Here is a 24,562-nt window from a genome sequence, read left to right as displayed (position 1 = left end):
GTAACCCCCCCGCGCTATGCAGGCAGGGTGAAAAGCCTGCTGACCGACCAGATAGCTGCCGAAGAGATTCCTGCGCGGACCCTATTGGGGCTGGGACCGCGCGATGCGGACCTCGGCAACCTCCTCCAGCTCCAACTCGCGCCGCTCCGCGGCCGCGGGTCGTTGCGCCTGCTGATGGGGCTCGGCATGGCGCTGGTCGCCGCGTTCACGATGATCCACAATGTGCCGTTACCGCTTGTCGGCGGCTGGCTCGGGTGCGGCCTGATCTTCAGCCTGTGGTCGTACAGCCGGTTTCGCAGCCTGCCGCTCGGTGATCCCAAATTATCGGGAATCGCCGAATATCGGCTGTGCAACCACCACGCGCTTTATTCGGCGCTGCTGTGGGGCGCCCCCTTCTGGCTGCACGGCCTGACCCCGCCGCTCGATCATGCCCTGTCGATGTGGACGATCGCGGTGCTGATGATGGTCACGCTGGCCATCGTCGCGCACAGCGTCCCGATGGCGTGCATCTTGTTCATCGCGCCGGTCACGCTGTCGGCTGCCGCAGCACTCGTGCGCGCCGGGGCGCCGCAACTCGCCGGGGTCGCGCTGGTCGCTGGCTTGCTCCTTGGCAGCTTTTGCGTCCGCTTTGCGCAAAGCCACATCCGCTATCGCCGCTCCGAAGAAACGCTGCACGAAAAGACCGAAACGGTCAGCCTGTTGCTGCGCGAGTTCGAAGAAACCTCGGCCGACTGGCTGTGGCAGACCGATAACAGCCGCCGCCTCGTCCATGTTTCGCCGCGCTTCGCCTTTGCGCTGGGCGAAACCGCCGAAGCGCTCGAGGGGGTCCCGCTGTTGCAGGCGCTGTCAGGCGACGCGTGGGACACCGGCCTGTTTCCCAAAAGCCTGCACGACATGGCCGAACGGATGAAGCGGCGCGAAAGTTTTTCGAACCTGATCGTCCCGGTCACGATCGACGGCGCGCCGCGCTGGTGGGAACTATCGGCCTCGCCGCGCCTGGACGAAGCCGGCAAGCTCCTTGGCTTTCGCGGCGTCGGGTCGGACGTCACCGAACAGCGGGCGACCGCCGAACAGATCGCCAAGATGGCGCGCTTCGACAATCTGACCGGCCTGCCGAATCGCCTCAGCCTTAACGAAGATATTGCGCGCGCGATGGCGCACGCACTCGATGCCAAGGCGCGCTGCGCGCTGCTGATCATCGACCTCGACCGGTTCAAGGCGGTCAACGATACGCTGGGCCACCCCGTCGGCGACAAGCTGCTCGCGCAGGTCGCGGCACGGCTTAAAGGTCTGATGGAGCGCGGCATGACCTGCGGACGGCTGGGCGGCGACGAATTCGCCGTTGTGCTGCACAATGTCCCCTCTGCCGACGCCGCCGAGGATCTCGCGCAGCGCCTGATCAATACCATCAGCCGCCCCTATGTCGTCGACAATCACCAATTGTTCGTCGGCGCCAGCATCGGTTATGCGATCGGGCCGCAGGACGGCGCGACGGTCGAAACGCTGACCCGCAACGCCGATCTGGCGCTCTACAAATCCAAGGACAAGGGCGGCAATGTGGTTGCCGGCTATGTCGCGTCGCTGCACGCCCAGGCCGAAGAACGGCGCGTGATGGAGCAGGAACTGCGCGGCGCGCTCGAACGCCGTGAATTCGAACTTTATTATCAGCCCGTGGTGACCGCGGTCGACGGCACGCTGAATGGCTTTGAAGCGCTGATCCGCTGGAAGAACCATAAGCTCGGCAACGTCTCGCCGGGCCGCTTCATCCCGCTGGCCGAGGATGCGCGCCTGATCTCGCCGATCGGCGAATGGGTGCTGCGCACCGCCTGCCACGAAGCGATGAAATGGCCGTCGAACCTGAAGATCGCGGTCAACGTGTCGGCGGACCAGCTGACCGACCCCGCCTTTGCCTCGGTCGTCGTGTCGGCACTGGCGCAGAGCGGATTGCCCCCGCAACGGCTGGAGATCGAGGTCACCGAAAGCGTGTTTCTGCGCGACGGCGGCGGCGCGGCGCAATTGCTCGACCAGCTGATCGGGCTGGGCATTCGCCTGTCGCTCGACGATTTCGGCACCGGTTATTCGTCGCTTGGCTATCTGCGCAAGACGCAATTTTCGACGATCAAGGTCGACCGCAGCTTTGTCGTCGGCGCCGCCAAGGGCAGCATCGAATCGATCGCGATCATCCGCGCCGTCGTCGCGCTGGCCGACAGCCTGGGCATGTCGACGACCGCCGAGGGCGCCGAGACCGAGCTTGAGGTCGAAACGCTGCGCTCGATGGGATGCAGCAATATCCAGGGTTATTATTATGGCCGCCCGATGCCGTCGGCCGACGTGCTCACCCTGTTCCGTCCGACCGAGTCTGCCGCCAGCGCCGCAGCGTGACAGCGACCGGTCGAAGCCCTCACACGACGAATTGAACGGCTTAACAAAAGGTTCCGCCGCTCACCGCAGGCTCGGCGCGATTCGTCGCGCGGTGGGTGGTGGCTCGTGCAAAGCATGGCAAAGACACTCCAACGCTTGAACACAAGCATTAGGGGTCGCATTTCATGCTCTATCGTCGTTATCTGGCTGCGGCCATTGCGTCTGTGATGATGCTCACCGGCATGCTCACCAGCGCCCCCGCCGAGGCGCGCGACTATCTGCAATGCGTTCCCTTTGCCCGCGCCGAATCGGGCGTCGAAATCCGCGGCAACGCCAAAACCTGGTGGTCACAGGCCGCAGGCACCTACGAACGTGGCGAAGAGCCGCGCCAGGGCGCCGTGATGGCGTTCGCCGGCACCGGCGGCATGCCGCTGGGCCATGTCGCCGTCGTCAAGAAAATCCTCAGCGACCGCGAAATCCTGATCGACCATGCCAATTGGTCGCCGATCAACGGCCGCCGCGGCCAGATCGAGCGCAATGTTCGCGTCGTCGACGTCAGCAACGCCGGCGACTGGAGCATGGTTCGCGTCTGGTACGCCCCGATCGGCGATCTTGGTCTGCGCGCCAATCCGGTGCAGGGCTTCATCTATGCTGGCGGCGCGCCCAACAAGGCGCCAAGCTTTAAAGCCCCGGTGTGGGCGCAGAACGACTGGAAACCCGGCAACGGCCTCGAGGTCGTCGTCGCTTCGCTCGGCAACTAAGCCTTATCCCCCCCCCCCAATCCGCTAAGGCTTGGCGAGCGACGAAGCCACTCGGGACGGTCCGCCGCTTCGGGTGGCTTCCCCCTTTAAGGTCGCCGCTTCCGGACGACCGCCGATTTTACTCGGCGTCTGCCGCTTTGTCGTCGTCGGCAGCCGCATCCTCGAACCAGGCCTCGACCTCGCCCGACAGCTTGATCGTCATCGCCTGACCGAACCGGTCCTTTGACTTGCCCGCGGCGACGCGGATCCAGCCTTCCGAGATCGAATATTCCTCGACGTCGGTGCGTTCTTTGCCCTTGAAGCGGATGCCGATGCCGCGCTGCAGCACCTCCATGTCGAAATGGGGCGAGCGCGGGTTGGTCGACATATGGTCGGGCGGGGTATCGGTCATGTCAGTGCTTCCAGAAAAGATGATGGCGCGGCCCTAGCTGGACCGCGCCATCATCGTCAACGGAAAGGCGATTGGGCGAAGCGTTTCAGAACCCGGCCTTCAGCGTCACGAAGAACTGCTGCGGCGCCCCCGCGAGCAGCGTCTGGTTGTCGCCGCGGTTGGCGAAACCATTGGTGCCGATCGTCGAGACATATTCCTTGTCGAACAAATTGGTCGCATTGACCTGCACGGAAATGCGCTCGTTCAGCCGGTACCCGATGCTGGCATCGACGATCACAAAGCCGCCGACCTCGGCGTCATTCTCGAATGAATAATAGCGTTTCGACGTGTAGTTGGCGCCGACGCGGGCAAAGACAGTGCCGGTGTCCCAGGTGATTTCGCCCTTCGCCAGGTGGCGCGGCGAATTGACCACCGTCTTGCCTGCGGTTGCCGCGACCGTGATGCCACCGGCATTGACGACGTCGTCCTGATATTCGGAGTCGTTATACGCATAGGACGCGAACAGCGACAGGTCGGGGGTGACCCGGAACGTCCCCGCCGCTTCGACGCCCCACGACCGCACATCGCCGACATTCTGCAAGATCGCCGGATTACCCTGAATGCCCGACCCGTTGGCAAAGGCGATGATGCGATCCTGGAAATCGACATAATAGCCCGCGATCACCCCCTGAAACCGCGACGACTTGGTCCGAAAGCCGAGCTCGTACGTCGTCGATGTTTCGGGTTTCAGGTCGAGCGCGTCGAACCCCGCCTGCGTCGTCGCGAACGGCCCGCCGGTAGCCGAACTTTCGAACGCGCGCATATTCTGGGTATAGCTCGCGAACGCCTCGTTATCGTCGCTCAGGCGAAACAGCAGGCCCGCCTGCGGCAGAAACCAGTCCTTGGCCTCGGTGCGACCCGCCGCCAGCCCGCCGCGCACGATCGGGGTCGCCAAATTGGTGACGCGCAGCCCCTTCCACCCCGCATTGATCTGCACCTGCCCCAGGTCGAGCGTGTCCTGGACATGATATTGCAGCGTCTGGGTGTTGAAATCGAACTCCCACTGGGTCGCCAGCGGATCCTTGGGGAATTTCAGGCTGCCCCGGCTCGGCGCCCCGGCGGTATCGGCCAGACCATAGAAACGGCGCGCCTGGTTGAAGTCATTATCCTCGTACCACATCCCGATTTCGAACTTGTTGTCGCCCAATGTGAACAGGCTGCTTGCAACGATGCCATAACGTTCGATGTCATATTCGGTGGTGCGAATGGTGATCGGTGCCCCGCCGGGGGTGGTCACATAGGGGGTGAACCACAACCCGCGCCCCTTGTTGCCATGGTAATAGCCCATCGCGTTAAGCGTCCAATAGTCGGTCAGTGGCGCATCGACGCCGACCCCGGCGAGCCAGTCCTTGCGCAGGCCGGAGGCGTCATAATAAGCATCATCGACGGTCGCGACCGGCGCCGGAAACGCTTCGCCAGCCCCGGCATAGGGAGCGGTGAAGACGGCGCCGAGCGGCAGGCTGCCGTTGGCGACACCGGCATTGAATACGGCGCGCGCGACCTGGTTCTGATAGACTTTGGCGACCCGCACCGCGGTGTCCCAATCCTTAGCGAAATTGTCCCACTGGTAACCCAGCCGCCCGATCATGTCGGCGCTCAGATCCTGATAGTCGTTCTCGGCGCGGTCCGAATAATTGACGAAGCCAAAGAACTGCCCGTCGCCGACCGGCTGGACGATGCGCGCATTGACCTGCTGCTGACGCTGAACGCCGTCGCCCTTCCATTTGTCGGCATCCTGCCACGCATAGCTGAGCGCCAGACGCGGGCCGCCGGCGACGATGTCGCCACTGTCGAGCCGGATAAAAGCGCGCTTGGTGTCTTCGCTGCCATAGGTCGCCGATGCTGCGACGCCAAAGATTTCGGCGGGTTCGCGCGAATAGAATTCGATCGTCCCGCCCAAATTGCTCGTCGACGCGGCGGCCAACGATCCGGCGCCCTGCGCCACTTCGACCCGGCCGACATTTTCGCTGATGATCGCGCGGCTGATGTGCAGCCCGTTGTGGTTGCCGTAATTCATGTCGCCCAGCGGCACCCCGTCGAGCGTGAAGCCGAGCTGGTTCTGGCTGAAACCGCGGATCGAAATGCGCGCCGACCATTCATAGGCGCCGAACGGGTCGGCCGACTGGAAATTCACGCCGGGCAGCTTGTCGATCGCTTTGAGCGGGCTGATGCCCGAAACCTCAAGCGCGATGTCGGCGGCGCCGAGTTCCTGCACCTGACGCGCCTGCCCCTGGCCCAGCACGACGATTTCATCGACGTCGGTGCCGTCAGCCGCCGCATCGGCCGTCATATCCTCGGCAAAGGCGGGCGCCGCGGCCAGCGCGGCGAACGCAGCGATCGAAACGGATCCGGCCCGCAGGCGGTTCCGGAACTTCATGGTCATTCGAAAATCCCCTTTTCCCGATACCGAAATGGCGCGGGCGTCGGGGGGCTTTAGGCGGGTGATATTGCGGTGCAGCGGCGAAGGCGTGACAGGGCGATGACATAAGCAAGAAAGATCCGCGTCAACACCGGCGCGCTTGCGCCAAAGGCCGCATCGTCGAGTGGAACCCCCGGACATCCCGTCGAGGATTGCTTCGCTTGCCATTTGCGACTCGCGATCACGGCCCTCGTTTGGGCAAATTAACCGGTGGGAACGGTCGCCCCGAAAATTGTCCCAATATGGCACATATTTGCTCAGCGCCCGCCGGTTGGAGCCAACTGTTCCGACGGAAACACGGTTAACGAGCATGTTTTTTCTGGGCGGAAACGCCCAAAATTTCGCCCGTCCAGATAGTTAACAAAGACATGAATTTCATTTTAACCATCTGATAAAGCGGAACTTTCTTCTACAAAATCTATTATGAAAGCAGGGACCAGTTACAGCCGAAGGAGATTTCTATGTCTTTCTCTCGTCTTGAATTTCGCCCAGCCCATCTCATCCTCATCCCCGCGTGTTTCGCGCTGGCAGCCTGCGAATCGTCGGGCAGTACCCGCATCGGCAGCGTCGGCGCGACCGGTGCCACCGGCGCGGCTGGGCCAGCCGGTCCGGCAGGTGCGACCGGCGCGGCGGGTCCGGCGGGTCCCGCGGGTCCAGCCGGCAGCAGCCTTGGCCTCGGCAATGCGGGCGCGCTCGCGGTCGGCGGCCTGGTCGGCCCCGGCGGCGTCGCGGGGACCGGCTTGCTGGCGAACACTGGCGACATCAACAACGTCAACCCCGTCATCGGTGGTGTGCTCGTCAAATCGGGCGGCCTCGTCAATGTCATCGCCGACCGGGGGCTGCTGCTCGCCAACGCCGTCGACGGGCGCGTGCCCGGCGGCGCCAACATTGTCGGCACCGTGATCGGCGTGGTGAAGGCGACCGGCGTTTCGCTGGTCCAGACCGGTAACGGCCAGCAATATCTGGTCGATGGCCTGACCGCCGCGCCCGGCCAGCTGATCACCGCGACGATCGGCAAGGCCACTGCGCTGGGCAGCTTCGGCGCGTCGCCGCTGCTCGGCGCGAGCATCCTGTCGCCCGGCCAGCAAAGCGGCAGCCTGCTGACCGTCGGCGTCGGTTCGGCGGGCCAGCTGGTCACGCTGCAACCCGGCACCGGCGGCAATCTGCTCGGCGGCGTCACCGGCGGCCTGACCGGCGGCAACCCCGGCGGCTCGCCGGTCGGATCGCCCGTTGCGCTGGTCAGCAATGTCGTCGGCACGACGACTGGCGCGCTAAGCCAGGTCACGGGCGGCGTGACCGGTGGCACGATCGGCGGCGGCACCGCAGCTAATCCCGTCACCGGCGTCGTCTCGGGTGTCACTGGCACCGTCGGCGGCGTGTTGGGCGGGCTCAAGCCAAAGGGCGGCAACTGATACCGCCGCGAATGCGCCATTGGCGCCAAAGCTGCACCGCGGCGGTGGCAGGAGCCTTGCTCCTCTCCGCCGCGGCGCTCCCGATTGCAACCTGGGCCGCTCAACCCGCGGCGTCTCCGCTCGATGGCCGCCCACCGCTGGCGCCCAATCGCGACGACCGAACCCCGCTTCCCGATCCCGAGGTCCAGCGCCTTTCGCTCGGCAAGGTCGAGCTGGGCGCGCGTCCCGACGTCGTCATCCGCGAAATCCGCTTTATCGGGGCGGGTGTTCCCGCGAACGTCGGCCGCGCCGCGCAGCGGTTCGTCGGCAAACCCGCCTCGGCGGACAATCTGGCCAAGCTCGCCGCCGCGATGACCCGCGCCTATGGCCGGTCCAGCGTCGCGCTGTTCACCCTCGTCATCCCCGAACAGGATCTGTCGGGCGGCATCGTCACCGTCGCTTCGGCCGAGGGCTATATCGGCACCGTCACGTTCAGCGGCGAAAGCACCGGCGGTCCCGCGCCGCTGATCGCCAAAATGGCGCGCGGCCTGCCCGGCCAGCACCCGTTGCCGCGCGCGCGATTTGAACGCGTCCTCGGCAATATCGGCGACCTGCCCGGCGTCACCGTCACCCCGTCGCTCGCGCTCGGCGGCGAGCAGGGCGCGGTCGCGCTCGACCTGGCGATCGATGCCAAAAAGCCAACACTCGGCCTGGGCTTCACCACGCGCACCAGCCCGTTTATCAACGACGGCATCGTCGAAGCCAACGCCCGCGGCACCAGCCTGCTGCGCAGCGGCGACGAAACCCGGCTCTCCGGCGCCGCGGCGGTGAACCTCAAATCCCTGCTCTATCTGTCGGCCAGCCATGCGACCCCGATCGGCGCCAATGGCACCCGCGCCGAAATTTCGGGCGCCGCGCTGCGCACCCGGCCGCGCGGGCTGGCGATCGATGGCGAGGCGTGGAGCGCGGGGGTCGGCGTCACCCATCCGCTGGTCCGCGCAACGCGGCGCAACGTCACCCTCGCGGCGCGGCTCGACCATCTCGATTCCAAGAACGCCCTGTTCGGCTCGACGATCGCCGCCGAGAAGACCTGGACCGCCAGCGGCAGCCTCGCCTTTCGCCTCAGCGAGGATCGCACCGTGATCGGCGCCCGCATCGGCGCCGCGAAAGGGCTCGATTTTGCAGGCGCGCGCGTCGATCCCACCGCCGGAGAGGTCGGCTTTCTTTACGCCGACGCCGGGGTCGAGGCGAACCAGGCGATCGGCAAGGTCGCGGTGCTCCGCGCCGCCGCGACCGGACGCTGGACCCGCGACCGGCTGCCCGCGGCGCAGCGGTTCAGCGTCGGCGGCGCCACCTTCGGCCGCGCCTTCGACGATGGGCTGGTCAACGGCGACCGCGGCTTTGCGACCTTCGGCGAACTCGCGTGGCGCCCGCTGCGCACCGGCAGGCTGGCGAAAAGCGAGCTGTACAGTTTCGCCGATTATGCCGACGTCACCCTGCTCGCCCGCCCCATAACCCCGCGCACCGATTTCCAGCTCGGCAGCTGGGGCGGCGGCGTCCGTCTGTCCTATGCCGACAACGCCACCGTCGGGGTCGAATTTGCCGATGCGTGGAAACAGCCCGCCCCCGGGTTCGATCAGGGGTGGCGCGTCGCGCTCAGCTGGAAATTATCGATCCGCCCATAGCTCGCCCGGCACGGCAAAATCGAGCTGTTCGGCGACCGGATACAGGTCGCAATTCTCGCGCTCGATCCGCATCCCCAGCACGTTGAGCACGACCTCGGTCTCGCGGCAAAACCCCGGCCAGTCGTCGGCGATCGACGCGGCGGTCCAGCGCGCGTCATAGGCCGCGAAATCCTCGGCGATATGGCCCATCTCGTGGACGAATTCGGACGCCATGGTCACGATCGCGGCATTGCCGCTCGCTTTCAGCCGCGGGTAGAGGATCCAGTCCTCGCATTTCAAATGGCGCAGCAGCGTGTCGCGCAGCATCCCGCGCACCGATGCCAGCTCGGTCGGGCGCGGCGGTTCGGCCGCCCGGATCAGTCCGGCCAACAGCTGCGACAGCGTCGACAGCGCGTCATGCTCGGCGCGCAGCCGCCGCATTTCAGGACCGATGGGCATGATGCGCCTCTCCATAAACGGTCCCTTCAGACCTGCCCTATGGGCGCGGCATGAAAAGACGGTAAACGCGCATTAGCCGATATCCGGCGCCGCGATACGGCGCGATGGCGGCCTAAGCCATTTTTCGCCGCCGCGACGGCCGCTTGCGCACCGCGGCGATTGCGCCCGCGGGCGGCGCCAGCGGCACCGCCGGCACCCGCTCGCCGCGCGCCTCGGCCGCCTCGATCCATTCGCGATAGCCCTCGGGAATATCACCCCCCGCTTCTACCCAGTCGGCCTCGCCCGCAATCCGCAGCGCCGGTTCGGCATCGGCCAACCCCTCATACGGCTGCAGCGGCCCATGAAAGGGGATCGCCTGTTTACCGATCCGCACCAGTCCGACCCCCGGATCGTCGAGCTGCAGCGCGATCGCCTCGACCCCGCCGTCCGCCACCGCGGCATCGACCGCGCGCTGCCGCTCGGCGAGCGCAAGCAGCGCCGCGCCGATCTCGGCCTCCGCCTGGGCGTCGAGCGCCGTCCCGTCGAAACCTTCGACCACCGCTGCGGCCTCGTCCTGCGTCCCCGCCGAACCGAGTCCGGCCGCCGCCCCGCCATGGATCACCGTCCGCACCGTCGTCGTCGATGCCTCGGCCACACTCGCTGATCCGTTCGTGTCGAGCGAAGCCTGTCGCGAGCCTGTCGAGGCGGCCGAGACACCCATCGCCCCGGCACCCCCGCCCGAAGCCACCGCCCCCGCACTCGCCCGCGTCGAGAAATAGTTGATCGTCGTCCGCTTGCCGCCCGCATCCTGCCCATAATGGCGCAGGCAGAACATCAGCAGCGCGTCATTGTGCCGCCGCCGAAACCCCAGCAATTTGCCGCCGACGAACACCGGATCCAGATAGCCGTCGATCGCGCGTTCGAACGCGATATCCTTCAGCCGCGCGACCCCGAAATCGAGCGCCGCCTCCCACGCCCGCCGAAAGCTCTCCGCCCCCGGCGCACGCCGCAGCGTATAGCAGTTCGTCTGCGCCATATTGACCATCGCGGCCGCGCGGTTGACCGACCCCGTATCGGCGAGCGCCGCGATAAACGCCTTCTGCCGCTCGGGCGTCCACCCGTCGTGCCGATATTTGCGCGGCACCGGCGTAAAGTCGGGAAGCGGCGGCCGAGCCTCCGCCGCGATCGGTGTCCGGTTCTGCATGATATGCCCTCCTGTCTGCCAAACCGGACAGGATATGACGTGGTGGGAGAATGTAGGAAAGGGGTTTTGTTTACATTTTGTTCTTGCACTCTGGGACTCTTCCTGGCATTTTGCCAAAAATCGACCCAGAGGAGTAAAGCATGACCGAAAACCTGTCTTTCCATGAGTTTCGGCAGCGCCTCGGTATGTCGGTCGATGAGGTGGCGCAGGAACTGGAATGCGACGTTAGCACCGTCTATCGCTGGGAGCGGGGCGAAACGGTCCCAAAGGCGCATATCTATCGCTCGCTGGAAATGATCGACAGTCTCAAGCCTAAACCGGTTCAAGAAGCTTCGGCCGGTGATCTTTCCTTTCGTTTCATTGATCTTTTCGCCGGAATTGGCGGGCTAAGGATCGGATTTCAGGGCATTGGCGGCCACTGCGTTTTCACGTCCGAATGGGACAAGAATGCGCAGGAAACATATCGGAAAAATTTCAGAGACAATCATGAATTGCACGGCGATGTTCGGCAGTTCTCGGAAAATCCGGACCTGATCCCCGAGCATGACCTTTTGCTTGCCGGTTTCCCTTGCCAGCCTTTTTCCATTGCCGGAGTATCGAAGAAGAATGCGCTTGGCCGTCCTCACGGCTTTCTGTGCGATACGCAAGGAACTCTATTTTACGATACCGCCGAGATCATCAAGCATCACAGACCCAAGGCATTTGTGCTGGAAAATGTGAAAAATCTGGAAAGTCACGACGGCGGCAAGACATTCCGGACGATCATGAATGTGCTGGAAAACGAGCTGAAATATCATGTGCAGAAGCGCGTAATCAGTTCGGCACCTTGGGTCCCGCAAAAAAGAGAGCGCATCTTCATTATAGGCTTCAGAGAGAAGACTGATTTCGATCTGCTAGGCTTGGAACTCCCCGACGCCGCCGACGGACCGAAGCTCGGCAGCATTCTGGATCGCCACGAAGATGTTGAGCCGAAATACACGCTGACGCCCCGACTCTGGGAATATCTCCAGAAATATAAGGAGAAGCATAATTCAAAGGGCAATGGCTTCGGATATAGCCTTTTCGGTCCAAACGATGTCACTCGCACCTTGTCGGCGCGCTATTACAAGGACGGCTCAGAAATCCTTGTGGATCAGCCTGGAGAACGTCCTCGTCGACTGACGCCGACGGAATGTGCCCGGTTGATGGGCTTTGAGCGCGGCGAACGAACATGGAAAATTGGTGTGTCTGATACTCAGGCATATCGCCAGTTCGGAAATGCGGTCGTTGTTCCGGTGGTTGAGTTCTTGGCCAATGCCATGAAGCCGTATCTCGCCGCAGCGCTGTCCAACCGCAGAGAGGTGCCGGAAGAAGTTCCCGCGGCCGATTTTCAGCAGGGTCGTGCGATGGCGGAAGCTAATGGCTGACGTTGTTACTCCGGAAGTGCGTAGCCGTATGATGGCCGGCATCCGGGGTAAGGATACCAAGCCGGAAATGATCATCCGAAGGGGACTTCATCGCTTGGGCCTTCGCTTTCTCGTCCACGACAAGCGACTGCCGGGGAAACCGGACTTGGTTTTCCCGAAATGGCGGGCAGCGATATTCGTGAATGGCTGCTTCTGGCACGGCCACGACTGTCGCCTTTTCAAATTGCCTTCGACGCGGACCGAATTCTGGCGGGACAAAATCGCTGCGAACAAAAAACGTGATGCAACCGCGCTACGAAAACTCGACGAAGCCGGGTGGCGCGTACTCTCCATCTGGGAATGCGAAATCAAAGGCCGCCCGGCGGAAGAAATTGAATCTGTTTTGCAGCGCTGCAGGAACTGGTTGACCGCCAAGGCGGTTCCAGCGCACGAATAGGGCGATGGAACGGGGGCACCTTTCAGAATATTTTTCCGGCATCGCCGTCAAGCGACTAAGCGCCGTTGAAACGCGGCCTGCAACTTCGAACCAGCACGAGTTCAATGCATCCACTGAGCTGAAAAAACTGCTAGGCGAAGACGATCTGAAAGACATCGCTACCAAGTTTATCTGGATCGGACACGAGCAGGAAGCGGTCGAAGCCGAAGGTTTTGTAACTTGGTACGACGCCCGTCGGAAACATCCAACCCGATCGGAATACCGTCTCTATTACTCCACCAATGATGTGACGGCGATGATGGACGAAGGCGACGCTTTCTTCCTCGCAAAACGCAAGGCAGAAGGCTGCCTGGTGATCATAACGCCGAGCGACAGCACGATGTACAACCAGTTGCTTTGGTTGTTCGGCGTTGATGTTCAGTCCGAATTTCAGTTCAGCTATCAGTCCGTCGGCGGAAATTCCGATGCGGCGCTCGATTTTGTAGCGCGCTTCATTCTCGAAGCTCTGGATATTGACCCGGAGGAGCCGGAAGGTTCCGATCTGGACCGGCTGATAGCTCCCTTTGGCCTTCTGATGCCAAAGGCACGGATGCTCTCCGATCTCGCCCGCTCGTCCCTCGCATTGCCATTTATTCAAGATGCGCCTGACTTGGCGCTCATGAAATGGATGGAAAGGGAGGACCAACTGTTCCGGCGCCTCGAGCGCAAGATTGTAGCCGAACGGCTGCGCACTGGCTTCCAGAACAGTGATGGAGAGGATGTTGAAGGCTTTATTGCTTTTTCTCTAAGCGTACAGAATCGCCGCAAATCCCGCGCAGGTTTGGCACTGGAAAGCCATATCGAAGCACTGCTGATCGCCTTTGGGATCAACCATTCACGCGGCGCCGTCACCGAAAACGGGAACAAACCCGATTTCCTGTTTCCCGGCGCGACTCAATATGCCGATCCCACTTTCGATGTTAATCGCCTTACTATGCTGGGAGCCAAATCGACACTCAAGGAGCGCTGGCGCCAAGTGCTTTCGGAAGCCGAGCGCATCCAAGTCAAGCACCTTCTGACTTTTGAACCCGGCATCTCGCTGAAGCAGACGGCGGAAATGCAGGCCAAGCAATTGCAATTGGTTTTGCCTCGTGATCTTCACGCAACATATAAACCGGAACAGCAGGCTTGGCTTATGGATGTCTCCGACTTTATTCGCCTCGTTCAGTCCAGACAGAGCTAAGAACTCGGCACAGCCTCCCGCCACTCCCCCATCGCCAAATCCCCAATCTCCCACCCCCCGATGCGCCACCGCACTAGCCGCAGCGTCGGATAGCCGACGGCGGCGGTCATGCGGCGGACTTGGCGGTTGCGGCCTTCGGTGATCGTCAGTTCGAGCCATGAGTCGGGGACGCTCTTGCGGTATCGCACCGGCGGGTCGCGGTCCCACAGCTGGGGCGGGTCGATTAGGCACACGGTCGCGGGGCGCGTCAGGCCGTCGTTGAGCGTAACGCCGCGGCGCAGCGCGTCGAGCGCGGCGTCGTCGGGCTCGCCCTCGACCTGCGCCAGATAGGTTTTGGGGGTCTTGTGCTTCGGCGACGAAATGCGCGCCTGCAGCGCGCCGTCGTCGGTCAGGATCAGCAGGCCCTCGCTGTCGCGGTCGAGCCGCCCCGCCGGATAGACGCCGGGGACGTCGATATAGTCGGACAAGGTCGCGCGCGCCTCCGGCGTGCCGCGGTCGGTGAACTGGCTGAGCACGCCCCACGGCTTGTTGAACAGGATCACCGTCATGGCATCAAACTCCGCGCGACCGCCTCGGCAACATTGATGCCGTCGACTGCCGCCGACAAAATGCCCCCGGCATAGCCCGCGCCCTCGCCCGCCGGAAAAAGCCCCGCAGTGTTCAGGCTCTGAAAATCCTCGCCGCGGGTGAAGCGCACGGGCGACGAGGTGCGCGTCTCGACCCCGGTCATCACCACGTCGGGATGGTCGTATCCCGCGATCTGGCGTCCGAACACCGGGATCGCCTCGCGCATCGCCTCGACCGCGAAATCGGGCAGGCACGCCGCAAGGTCGGTCGGCGTCACGCCAGGGCGATACGACGGCACCACGCTGCCGAGCACGGTCGACGGGCGGCCCGCGAGGAAATCGCCGACGCGCTGCGCGGGCGCTTTGTAATTCGATCCGCCCGCGACAAAGGCGAGCGATTCCCAGTGGCGCTGAAAGGCGAGGCCCGCGAGCGGATCGCCGGGATAGTCGCGTTCGGGGTCGATCGCGACGACGAAGCCCGAATTGGCGTTGCGCTCGTTGCGCGAATATTGGCTCATGCCGTTGGTCGCGACGCGGCCTTCTTCGGAGGTCGCGGCGACGACGGTGCCGCCGGGACACATGCAGAAACTATAGACGGTGCGGCCGTTCTTGCAGTGGTGCGAGATATGATATTCGGCGGCGCCGAGGATCGGGTTGCCCGCATCGGCGCCGAAGCGCGAGGTGTCGATCCACGATTGCGGATGTTCGATGCGGACGCCGATCGAAAAGGGCTTCGCCTCGACATGGACGCCCGCGGCGTGGAGCATCGCAAAGGTGTCGCGCGCGCTGTGGCCGACGGCGAGGATGACGCGGTCGGCCTCGATATACTCACCATTGCTCAGGTTCACGCCCCGGACGCGGCGTTCGCCCGCCCCGTCGGTGACGATATCGAGCCCGTCGACCTTGTGCTGCCAGCGATATTCGCCGCCCAGCCCCTCGATCGTCGCGCGCAGGCTTTCGACCATCGTCACCAGCCGGAAGGTGCCGATATGCGGGTGCGCCTCGGTCAGGATTTCGGGCGGCGCGCCGGCTTTCACGAATTCGGTCAGCACCTTGCGGTCGAGATGCCGCGGGTCCTTGATCCGGCTGTAGAGCTTGCCGTCGGAAAACGTGCCTGCGCCACCCTCGCCGAACTGGACGTTCGATTCGGGGTGGAGCACACCGCGCCGCCACAGATCCCATGTGTCCTTGGTGCGCTCGCGCACGACCTTGCCGCGGTCGAGGATGATCGGGCGGAACCCCATTTGCGCCAGGATCAGCCCGACGAACAGCCCGCACGGCCCCGCGCCGACAACGACCGGCCGTTTGACCCCCTTCGGCGCTTGCGTGATGAATTTATACGCGGTGTTCGGGGTCTGCTGGACATTGCGGTCCTTGCGAAAGCGCGCGAGCACCGCGCCCTCGTCCTTCACATTCACATCGACCGAATAGACCAGCTGGATGTTGCTCTTGTCGCGCGCATCGTGCGCGCGGCGCGCGACGACATGGCGAACCAGTTCGCGCGGGGTGATACGCAGCCGCTTGCAGATCGCGGCAGGCAGCTCTTCGTCTGCGTGGTGCAGCGGTAGCGTGAGTTCGGTCAGGCGAAGCATGGGACGCCTTTAGCTCGCATTCGCCGGTGCGCCAATCGCACTAGATAACCGCGCATCAGATATGACCCGTTCGCGTCGAGCGAAGTCGAGACGCCCCTCAGTCCTGCACGGCGTCTCGACTTCGCTCGACGCGAACGGAACCAGAGGGTGCGGACCAGATTTAAAGCACGACGCTGCTCGAAAAGAAAAGGCGGCGGCCAGTGCTGGCCGCCGCCCTTTTCCTTATGCCGCTTGCTTGCTGCGCGACGCTTTCTTGCGTTCGTTCGGGTCGAGCAGCGCCTTGCGCAGGCGGATGTTCTTCGGGGTCACTTCGACCATTTCGTCGTCGTCGATATACGCGATCGCCTGCTCCAGCGTCATGCGCTTCGGCGGGGTCAGGCGGATCGCGTCGTCCTTGCCGCTGACGCGGAAGTTGGTCAGCTGCTTCGACTTCATCGGGTTGACCTCGAGGTCGTCGGGCTTGGCATTCTCGCCGATGATCATGCCCTCGTACAGCGCCTCGCCGGGGACACGAACAGGATGCCGCGTTCTTCGAGCGGGCCGAGCGCATAGGCGTTGGCCTCGCCGGGGCCGTTGCTGATCAGCACGCCGTTCTGGCGCCCGGCGATCTGGCCTTTGTGCGGGCCGTATTTTTCGAACAACCGGTTCATGATCCCGGTGCCGCGCGTGTCGGACAGGAATTCGCCATGATAGCCGATCAGGCCGCGCGAGGGGCCGGAAAAGGTGATGCGCGTCTTGCCGCCGCCCGACGGACGCATGTCGGTCAGTTCGGCCTTGCGGACCTGCATCTTCTCGACGACCGTGCCGCTATGTTCGTCATCGACGTCGATGAGTACGGTTTCATAGGGTTCGGTGCGCTTGCCATTCTCGTCTTCGCCGAACAGCACCCGCGGGCGGCTGATCCCGAGTTCAAAGCCTTCGCGGCGCATCGTTTCGATCAGCACGCCGAGCTGAAGCTCGCCGCGGCCGGCGACTTCAAAGCTGTCCTTGTCGGCGCTTTCGGTGACGCGGATCGCGACGTTGGTTTCGCTTTCGCGCATCAGGCGGTCGCGGATCATGCGGCTGGTGACCTTGCTGCCTTCGCGGCCCGCCATCGGCGAATCATTGACCGCAAAGCGCATCGACAGCGTCGGCGGATCGATCGGCTGCGCGGCGATCGGTTCGGTCACACTGATGTCGGCGATCGTGTTGGCAACAGTCGCCTGCGACAGCCCCGCGATGGCGACGATGTCACCCGCGCGCGCTTCTTCGACCGGGACGCGCTCGAGCCCGCGGAACGCGAGCAGTTTCGACGCGCGGCCGGTTTCGATGATCTTGCCGTCCATGTCGAGCGCGTGGATCGGCTGGTTGACCTTGATCGTCCCCGACTGGACGCGGCCGGTGAGGACGCGGCCGATGAAATTGTCGCGGTCGAGCAGGGTGGCGAGAAACGAGAACGGGCCGTCTTCGGGCAGGCCCGGGGTCGGCACGTGCGAGACGATCGTCTTGAACAACGGCTCGAGCGTGCCTTCGCGCGCTTCGGGGTCTTCCGAGGCGTAACCGCCGCGGCCCGAGGCATAAAGGATCGGGAAATCAAGCTGTTCGTCATTGGCCTCGAGGGTCAGGAACAGTTCGAACACTTCGTCGAGCACTTCGGCGGCACGCGCGTCGCTGCGATCGACCTTGTTGACGACGACGATCGGCTTGAGGCCGAGCGCGAGCGCCTTGCCGGTGACAAACTTGGTCTGCGGCATCGGGCCTTCGGCGGCGTCGACGAGCAGGATGACGCCGTCGACCATGCTCAGGATCCGCTCGACCTCACCACCGAAATCGGCGTGGCCCGGGGTATCGACGATGTTGATGCGCGTCAGGTCGGCGCCTTCGCCCCACTCGACGCTGGTGCACTTCGCCAGGATCGTGATCCCGCGTTCCTTTTCCAGATCGCCCGAATCCATCGAGCGTTCCTCGACGCGCTGGTTTTCGCGGAAGGTACCCGACTGGCGGAACAGCTGGTCGACGAGAGTGGTTTTTCCATGATCGACGTGTGCGATAATGGCAATATTGCGCAGAGACATGCGGAAACGAACCTTGATGGAAGGGGGCAGCGCCCGAAGCGCCGCGAAACGCCGCGCCCCTAACAGAATGGGTGCTGCGGCGCAACATGATTGCCGATGTTGGCGAAAGTGTCGCGTAGCGCGTCGCTGGTATCATAAGTTTCAATAATTATTGAAACTTCAGAAATGAAAGCGTATGGCGTGGATATGGATATGTCCCCCGCCCCCGTTTCTCCCCCCGATCCCTCGGCGACTCCGCCATCTCCGCCGTTCCGGCTCTCCCCGCTTGCGCAGGCGTTCGTCCTGCATTTCGGCGAGATGGGGAGTCGCTGGGGGATCAACCGCACCGTAGGGCAAATCTATGCGATGCTGTTCCTCGCCGATGCGCCGCGCCATGCCGAGGAGATCAGCGAGGCGCTGAGCCTGTCGCGCGGCAGCGTGTCGATGGGGCTGAAGGAGCTGGCGAGCTGGAACCTCGTCCAGCTCCGCCACGTCCCCGGCGACCGCCGCGACTATTATGAAACCCCGCGCGACGTGTGGGCGATTTTCCGTACCCTGGTCGAAGAGCGCAAGAAGCGCGAGATCGACCCGACGCTGACGACGCTGCGCACCCTGTTGATGGAGCCGGCGACCGACGCGTCGGATCGTTTCGCGCAGGAGCGCATCGGCGCGATGCACGAACAGATCGAACTGCTCACCGACTGGTATGCCGAAATGCGGCGGCTCGATAACGAACGGCTGCTCCAGCTGCTGCGGCTCGGCGAGCGGGTGGTCAAAGCGCTCGAGTTCAAGGACCGGATGCTGGGGCGCAGCAAGACCATGGCGGCGACGGAGAACGACAATGGACGCAGTTGATCCGCTGATCCTCGCGCGCATCCAGTTTGCCGCGAACATCAGTTTCCACATATTGTTCCCGACGATCACGATCGCGCTCGGCTGGGCGCTGCTCGGCTTCAAGCTCGCGTATAATCGGACGAAAGACGGCGCGTGGATGGACGCGTACCGCCTGTGGGTGAAGGTGTTCGCACTGAGCTTTGCGATGGGGGTCGTCTCCGGCATCACGATGAGTTTCCAGTTCGGCACCAACTGGCCCGGCTATATGGAAAAGGTCGGCAATATCGCGGGGCCGCTGCTCGCCTATGAAGTGCTCACCGCCTTTTTCCTCGAAGCGGTGTTCCTGGGGATCATGCTGTTCGGGTTCAGCCGGGTGCCGAACTGGGTCCACACGATGGCGACGATGCTGGTGGCGGGCGGCACGACGCTGTCGGCCTTCTGGATCATCGCGCTCAACAGCTGGATGCAGACCCCGGTCGGATATGAGATTCGCGACGGCGTCGTCCATGCGACCGACTGGTGGGCGATCATCTTCAACCCGTCGATGCCATACCGGCTGACGCATATGCTGATCGCATCGGCGCTGACCGTGTCGTTCCTGATTGCGGGGATGTCGGCGTGGCGCTGGTTGAAGGACGGCGGCGGCGAAGGCGTGCGGCGGACGTTGAAAGCGGCGGTGTATGCGGCGGCGCTGCTGATCCCGGTGCAAATTTTCGTCGGCGACATGCACGGGCTCAATACGCTGGAGCATCAACCGCAGAAGATCGCAGCGATGGAGGCGAATTGGGAAACGCGCAGCCATGTGCCGCTGATCCTGTTCGCGATCCCCGACCAGAAAGCGCGCACCAACCATCTGGAAGTTGCCATCCCGTCGGGCGCCAGCCTGATCCTGAAGCATCACGCCGATGGCGTCGTGCCGGGACTGAACGATTATGAGGGCAATCATCCGCCGGTCGGACCTTTGTTCTGGGGTTTCCGCGTGATGGTCGGCATCGGGATGTTGATGCTGGCGCTGTCGTGGTTCGCGGCATGGACGATCCGGCGGCGCGGGGTCGACGCGATGCCGCGCTGGTTGGCGTATGGACTCGTGGCGATGACCTTCAGCGGTTGGGCGGCGACGCTCGCGGGCTGGTATGTCACCGAAATCGGGCGCCAGCCTTGGCTCGTCACCGGGATCTTGCGCACGAAGGATGCGGTCGGGCCGGTCGGCAGCGCGATGGTCGCGAGTTCACTGACGCTGTATCTGGTCGTCTATGCGGTGCTGCTCATAGCTTATATCGCGGTGCTCTATCGCCTCGCCCGGCTGGGCAAGGCGGCGCCCGACGACAAGGCGATGTTCCCGCTGCCCAGCGTCGCGCCCGGGCCGGCCGCGCCGGTCGAAGAGGAGGTCAAACCATGACGCCGTTCGTCGATCCCTGGTGGCTGCCCGTCATCTTTGCCGGGCTGATGGGGCTGTCGATCCTGCTGTATGTCATCCTCGACGGTTATGATCTGGGCGTCGGCATGCTGACGCGGCTCGAAAAGGACGAGAACCGCGATTTGATGGTGGCGTCGATCGGGCCGTTCTGGGACGCCAACGAGACGTGGCTGGTGCTCGGCATCGGGCTGCTGCTCGTCGCCTTTCCGACCGCGCATGGGCTGATTTTGACGCAGCTTTATTTGCCCGTCGTGCTGATGCTCGTCGCGCTGATCCTGCGCGGGGTAAGTTTCGAGTTTCGCGCCAAGGCGGCGCCCGAGCACAAGCACCGCTGGGACCATGCCTTTTTTGCCGGATCGTTGCTCACCGCGCTGTGCCAGGGCTATATGCTCGGCGCCTATGTGCTCGGGTTCGACCAGAGCCTGGCGTCGGTACTCTTCTGCCTGCTCGCGGCCTTGGGGCTGGTCGCGGGCTATGTCTTCGTCGGCGCCTGCTGGCTGATCTACAAGGTCGAAGGCGATTTGCAGAAGCGCGCGGTGCGCTGGGCCGAAATCAGCCTGTGGGCAACCGCGCTGGCGATGGCGATCATCTCGATCGCGACGCCGTTGTTGTCGGAGCGCATCTTCGACCGGTGGTTCCGCCTGCCCGAGATCATCGCGCTGCTGCCGATCCCGATCGCCGCCGCGACTTTGTTCATCGGCCTCGCGATCTTCCTGCGCCGCCCGTTGCGGGCGAAGGACGAGCTGTCGTGGGTGCCGCTGGCGACCGCGGGCATCCTCTTCGCGCTGGGCTTCGTCGGCATCGCGTACAGCTTCTACCCCTATCTGATCGCCGACCGGCTCGACATCTGGCAGGCAGCGGCGAGCCCAGAATCGCTGAGCATCATCCTGATCGGGGCGCTGTTCGTGCTGCCGGTGATTTTGGGATATTCGATCCTGTCGCACTGGATTTTCCGCGGGAAGGCGACGCATTTGAGTTATGAGTGAGAGGCGACCTGACGCCCGTCTGTTTTGGGGTGGGAAGCAGACGTTCAAACCTCGTCATGCTGAACTTGTTTCAGCATCCATGGCCTGACCGCTAATGGAGCGCTGCGCCAAAGGATACGGCAGGCCATGGACCCTGAAACAAGTTCAGGGTGACGAGATAGGTGGTATCGGCTTTCGGTCGTTTTCAGGCCCTCGTCATCCCGGACTTGATCCGGGATCCGCCTTTCGCTGCAAAACAGGCAGGCCCCGGGTCAAGCCCGGGGTGACGGTTTGGGGGAGCGGGCGGTTAAAGCATCGCAACCAGCCGCTCGACCTCTTGCGCCGCCGTTCGCGCGGCGCGGATCAGGTTGGCCTGGAAATCGCCGCCGCTGGCGTCGTTCGCCTCGTCGGTCACCGCCTTGATCGCCGCCCATGGTAGCCCAAGCCGCCCCGCGGCCTGCGCCACTGCCCCGACTTCCATATCGACGAGCGTCGCGCCGAGCGATTGCAGGTCTGCCGCAGCAGCGGGGCAGGCGACGAAGCTGTCGCCGCTGGCAATCCGCGCGTGGGGCAGGCCGAGGCCCGGATCGGGCATCGCGGTGAAATGCGCCTCGCCGGCTTCGCCCATCGGCCAGTCGCCCGCACGGTAGCGACGGAAGGCGCCGGGGTGGGCGGCGCCATAGTCGTGCTGGATGGCCTCGGCGAGCCAGTAGGCGCCGAGTGCCGCGCCGAGCGCACCGCAGGTGCCGGTCATCAGGAGCATATCGGCATCGGCCCCGAGCAAGCCGGCGGCAAGCGCCGCGTTGACCTTGCCGAGGCCGGTGGTGGCGATGGTGAGGTTATGGTTGTGGGCGGCGAGGCGGCGGATGGGAATCGGGCCATCGTCGCGGGTGCCGGTGCCGGGGAAGAGGGCTTCGGCCTCTTCGGGGAGGGCGGCGAGGATCAGGAGGTTGGGCATGGGGTGTGTTTAGCGGCGCTTGCGGAATAGCCAATCCTCCCCATCGACTTGCGATGGGGAGGGGGACCGTCGCCGGAGGCGATTGTGGAGGGGCGGCAACGGTGCGCCAAAGCCCTTCCGTCAGCACTTCGCGCTGCCACCTCCCCATCGCAAGTCGATGGGGAGGATCTTGGCGGCTTGCCAAACCACCATCACCCCGCCATCGCTCCCATCCATGCTCGCCCGCATCTTTCCCGACCGCTTCGTCCCCATATTGCTCGCGACGATCCTGCTCGCCAGCCTGTTGCCGGTGCGCGGCGCGGCGGTTCCGGTCGCGCAGGGGGTGTCGACCGCGGCGATCGTCTTGCTGTTTTTCCTGAACGGCGTCCGCCTGCCACGCCATGAAGTGCTGCACGGCATCCGCAACTGGAAATTGCAGGGCAGCGCTTTCCTCTTCTGCTTCGGTGCGATGGCGCTGCTCGGCCTTGGTGCCCAGCTGGCCACGGCGCCCTTGCTGCCCGCCACACTGGCGCTCGGTTTCCTGTTCCTTGGCATCCTGCCCTCGACCGTCCAGTCGGCGACCGCCGCGAGCAGCCTGGCCGGAGGCAATGTCGCGGCGAGCGTCGTCGCCGCCGCGCTGCTCAACCTGTCGGGCGTGATCGCGTCGCCTTTGCTGTTCGCCGCGCTCGCGGGCAGTGCGGGGGCGATCCATGGCGAGGCGGCGCTGCGTATCGTCGCCATCCTGCTATTGCCCTTCATCGCGGGCCAGTTCGTCCAGCGCTGGTTGCGCCCATGGGTGCTCGCGCACAAGGGGCTGGCGACGATCATGGACCGCACGGCGATCGCCGTCGCGGTCTATGTCGCCTTTTCGGCGGCGGTGGTGGCGGGGATATGGGACCAGCTCGACGGGCGCGAGATCGGCGTGGTCTTTGCCGCCGTCGTGGCCCTGCTGATGCTGTCGTTCGGCGGCGCATGGCTATTCGGCCGCCTGCTCGGCCTCGCCCGCCCCGATCGTATCACGCTGCTGTTTTCAGGCGCACAGAAAAGCATCGCGGTCGGCGCGCCGCTCGCCGCGACGCTGTTTCCGCCCGCGATTGCCGGCATGGTGCTGGTCCCGATCCTCGTCTATCATATGGCGCAACTGATCATCTCGGCGTGGATCGCGCCGGTGCTGAATCGGCCTGCACATGGTGTGGTGCTTGAATAACACAGGTCCGCGTGCCATATAGGCAGGCGCCCCTTGGCTGACTTGGGTGGCTGGAAGGAAGACGAATGAGCGACGTGACCGCAACGGCGACGGCAACCGACGAACTGAAGCTGACCCCGCCCGATCCCGTGCCGGTGGTGTCGCCCGAAAAGGCGGCGGGTCTTGTCCCGCTGTCGGGCGAGCAGAAATCGAAGCTGGAGGAGCGCGTCGACGGTTTTGTCGACGATCTGGTGGCGCAGGACGTCAATTCGCCTGCGTTCGGGCAAAAGGTCGACCAGATCACCAACATGGGCCGCAAGGAAATGCTGGAGGCGGCGAACCAGTCGAACCGCTTTCTCGACCGGCCGATCAAGGCGATGGACCGCGATAGCGACATCGGCATGAACCTCATTGAACTGCGCAACACCGTCGAACGGCTCGACCCGTCGGCGAACGGCAAATTGCTGTCGAAGCGCGGCTTTCTGGACAAGATTTTCGGCAGCAGCGTCACCAATTATTTCGCTCAATACCGCTCGGCCCAGACGCATATTTCGGGGGTGCTCACCGCGCTGTCGAACGGCAAGGACGAGCTGTTGATGGACAATGCCGCCATCGACGTCGAACGCCGCAAGCTGTGGGAGGCGATGGGCAAGCTGGAGCAGATGGTCCATATCGCCCAGACGCTCGACGAAAAGCTGGAAGCAAAAGCGATCGAACTCGACGGCAGCGATCCGGCCAAGGCCAAGGTGCTGCGCGAAAACGCGCTGTTCTATGCGCGCCAGCGGACGCAGGATCTGCTGACCCAAATGGCGGTGACGGTGCAGGGGTATCTCGCGCTCGACCTCGTCAAAAAGAACAATGTCGAGCTGGTGAAGGGGGTTGATCGCGCCAGCACGACCACCGTCGGCGCGCTGAAAACCGCGATCACCGTCGCACAGGCGATGACCAACCAGAAACTGGTGCTCGAACAGATCACCGCGCTGAACAGTACGACCGCCAACATCATCGACGGCACGTCAAAGATGCTGAAAGACAACACCGCGCGCATCCATGAGCAGGCGGCGTCGAGCACGATCCCGATGGAGACGCTGAGCCGCGCGTTCCAGAATATCTATGACACGATGGACGCGATCGACACCTTCAAGCTGAAGGCGCTCGATTCGATGAAAACGACGGTCCAGTCGCTGGAGGGCGAGGTGGCGAAGTCCAAGGGCTATATCGCGCGCGCCGAGGGCGCGAGCCAAGCGCAGGCGAGCGTCGGCGGCCCCGACAGCCCGCTCGCGTCGCTCGAAGGATGACG

19 protein-coding genes and 1 pseudogene are annotated in these 24,562 nt (G+C 64.0%); 12 read left to right on the top strand and 8 right to left on the bottom strand.

Annotated features, from left to right (window positions below; translation table 11 throughout):
- Positions 1–27: 27 nt before the first annotated feature.
- Positions 28–2,382: a putative bifunctional diguanylate cyclase/phosphodiesterase gene (locus ACQY6T_RS15870; protein WP_428632332.1), complete on the top strand. Its 2,355-nt coding sequence runs from the start codon at positions 28–30 to the stop codon at positions 2,380–2,382.
- Positions 2,383–2,546: 164 nt separating this feature from the next.
- A complete protein-coding gene (locus tag ACQY6T_RS15865; protein WP_428632330.1) occupies positions 2,547–3,122 on the top strand; it encodes a CHAP domain-containing protein in 576 nt (191 codons plus the stop codon).
- A gap of 118 nt (positions 3,123–3,240) precedes the next feature.
- Here ACQY6T_RS15865 and ACQY6T_RS15860 read toward each other — a convergent pair whose 3' ends face one another.
- Together ACQY6T_RS15860 and ACQY6T_RS15855 are read right to left on the bottom strand one after the other, a co-directional pair.
- Positions 3,241–3,513, bottom strand: a complete 273-nt coding sequence (locus ACQY6T_RS15860; protein WP_428632329.1) for a DUF3297 family protein — start codon at positions 3,511–3,513, stop codon at positions 3,241–3,243.
- An 85-nt stretch (positions 3,514–3,598) separates the two neighbouring features.
- On the bottom strand, positions 3,599–5,929 hold the full coding sequence (locus ACQY6T_RS15855) for a TonB-dependent receptor (RefSeq protein ID WP_428632685.1): 2,331 nt from the start codon (positions 5,927–5,929) through the stop codon (positions 3,599–3,601).
- Between the two features lie 503 nt (positions 5,930–6,432).
- Here ACQY6T_RS15855 and ACQY6T_RS15850 point away from each other — a divergent pair.
- Positions 6,433–7,383 (top strand): hypothetical protein, encoded by a 951-nt coding sequence (locus ACQY6T_RS15850; RefSeq protein ID WP_428632328.1) that lies wholly within the window; start codon positions 6,433–6,435, stop codon positions 7,381–7,383.
- An 11-nt stretch (positions 7,384–7,394) separates the two neighbouring features.
- Positions 7,395–9,047 (top strand): ShlB/FhaC/HecB family hemolysin secretion/activation protein, encoded by a 1,653-nt coding sequence (locus ACQY6T_RS15845; RefSeq protein WP_428632327.1) that lies wholly within the window; start codon positions 7,395–7,397, stop codon positions 9,045–9,047.
- Here ACQY6T_RS15845 and ACQY6T_RS15840 read toward each other — a convergent pair.
- A complete protein-coding gene (locus tag ACQY6T_RS15840; RefSeq protein WP_428632324.1) occupies positions 9,030–9,485 on the bottom strand; it encodes a hemerythrin domain-containing protein in 456 nt (151 codons plus the stop codon). The two genes, ACQY6T_RS15845 and ACQY6T_RS15840, sit on opposite strands and share 18 nt — an antisense overlap.
- A 112-nt stretch (positions 9,486–9,597) precedes the next feature.
- Positions 9,598–10,668, bottom strand: a complete 1,071-nt coding sequence (locus ACQY6T_RS15835) for a hypothetical protein (protein WP_428632322.1) — start codon at positions 10,666–10,668, stop codon at positions 9,598–9,600.
- A 140-nt stretch (positions 10,669–10,808) separates the two neighbouring features.
- Here ACQY6T_RS15835 and dcm point away from each other — a divergent pair, with 140 nt between their 5' ends.
- From dcm to ACQY6T_RS15820, 3 genes are read left to right on the top strand one after another with little or no spacing between them, the layout of a single operon-like run.
- Positions 10,809–12,074 carry a DNA (cytosine-5-)-methyltransferase gene (gene dcm, locus ACQY6T_RS15830; RefSeq protein ID WP_428632320.1) on the top strand — a complete coding sequence of 422 codons (1,266 nt, stop codon included), beginning with the start codon at positions 10,809–10,811 and terminating at the stop codon, positions 12,072–12,074.
- Complete coding sequence (locus ACQY6T_RS15825; RefSeq protein WP_428632318.1) at positions 12,067–12,510, top strand: very short patch repair endonuclease; 444 nt, start codon at positions 12,067–12,069, stop codon at positions 12,508–12,510. The genes dcm and ACQY6T_RS15825 overlap by 8 nt, the downstream gene beginning before the upstream one ends.
- A gap of 4 nt (positions 12,511–12,514) precedes the next feature.
- Positions 12,515–13,732: a type II restriction endonuclease gene (locus ACQY6T_RS15820; RefSeq protein ID WP_428632316.1), complete on the top strand. Its 1,218-nt coding sequence runs from the start codon at positions 12,515–12,517 to the stop codon at positions 13,730–13,732.
- Here ACQY6T_RS15820 and ACQY6T_RS15815 read toward each other — a convergent pair.
- The 3 genes and pseudogenes from ACQY6T_RS15815 to typA form a co-directional block, all read right to left on the bottom strand.
- A complete protein-coding gene (locus tag ACQY6T_RS15815) occupies positions 13,729–14,280 on the bottom strand; it encodes an rRNA large subunit pseudouridine synthase E (RefSeq protein ID WP_428632315.1) in 552 nt (183 codons plus the stop codon). The two genes, ACQY6T_RS15820 and ACQY6T_RS15815, sit on opposite strands and share 4 nt — an antisense overlap.
- Positions 14,277–15,890: an NAD(P)/FAD-dependent oxidoreductase gene (locus ACQY6T_RS15810; RefSeq protein WP_428632313.1), complete on the bottom strand. Its 1,614-nt coding sequence runs from the start codon at positions 15,888–15,890 to the stop codon at positions 14,277–14,279. The genes ACQY6T_RS15815 and ACQY6T_RS15810 overlap by 4 nt, the downstream gene beginning before the upstream one ends.
- A 222-nt stretch (positions 15,891–16,112) precedes the next feature.
- Positions 16,113–17,944: pseudogene (gene typA / locus ACQY6T_RS15805) on the bottom strand (translational GTPase TypA).
- Positions 17,945–18,130: 186 nt separating this feature from the next.
- On the opposite strand from typA, the gene ACQY6T_RS15800 reads away from it, so the two are divergent.
- The 3 genes from ACQY6T_RS15800 to ACQY6T_RS15790 are packed head-to-tail and all read left to right on the top strand — an operon-like array spanning position 18,131 to position 21,160.
- Entirely contained in the window at positions 18,131–18,778 is a 648-nt protein-coding gene (locus ACQY6T_RS15800) for a GbsR/MarR family transcriptional regulator (protein ID WP_428632311.1), read from the top strand.
- Positions 18,765–20,156 carry a cytochrome ubiquinol oxidase subunit I gene (locus tag ACQY6T_RS15795; protein ID WP_428632309.1) on the top strand — a complete coding sequence of 464 codons (1,392 nt, stop codon included), beginning with the start codon at positions 18,765–18,767 and terminating at the stop codon, positions 20,154–20,156. Before ACQY6T_RS15800 ends, ACQY6T_RS15795 begins: the two co-directional genes overlap by 14 nt.
- The gene (locus ACQY6T_RS15790; protein WP_428632307.1) at positions 20,153–21,160 is read left to right on the top strand and encodes a cytochrome d ubiquinol oxidase subunit II; all 1,008 of its coding nucleotides are present in this window, start codon (positions 20,153–20,155) and stop codon (positions 21,158–21,160) included. Before ACQY6T_RS15795 ends, ACQY6T_RS15790 begins: the two co-directional genes overlap by 4 nt.
- Before the next feature lie 286 nt (positions 21,161–21,446).
- Here ACQY6T_RS15790 and ACQY6T_RS15785 read toward each other — a convergent pair whose 3' ends face one another.
- On the bottom strand, positions 21,447–22,097 hold the full coding sequence (locus ACQY6T_RS15785; RefSeq protein ID WP_428632305.1) for a purine phosphorylase: 651 nt from the start codon (positions 22,095–22,097) through the stop codon (positions 21,447–21,449).
- A gap of 214 nt (positions 22,098–22,311) precedes the next feature.
- On the opposite strand from ACQY6T_RS15785, the gene ACQY6T_RS15780 reads away from it, so the two are divergent.
- Both ACQY6T_RS15780 and ACQY6T_RS15775 read left to right on the top strand, forming a co-directional pair.
- Complete coding sequence (locus tag ACQY6T_RS15780) at positions 22,312–23,283, top strand: bile acid:sodium symporter family protein (protein WP_428632303.1); 972 nt, start codon at positions 22,312–22,314, stop codon at positions 23,281–23,283.
- Positions 23,284–23,348: 65 nt separating this feature from the next.
- Complete coding sequence (locus ACQY6T_RS15775; RefSeq protein ID WP_428632302.1) at positions 23,349–24,560, top strand: toxic anion resistance protein; 1,212 nt, start codon at positions 23,349–23,351, stop codon at positions 24,558–24,560.
- Positions 24,561–24,562: the final 2 nt, after the last annotated feature.

Source organism: Sphingopyxis sp. (assembly GCF_965279725.1).
Classification (GTDB): domain Bacteria; phylum Pseudomonadota; class Alphaproteobacteria; order Sphingomonadales; family Sphingomonadaceae; genus Sphingopyxis.
Note: the sequence above shows the minus strand (reverse complement) of the source record. Positions and strands in the feature narration are given on the sequence as shown.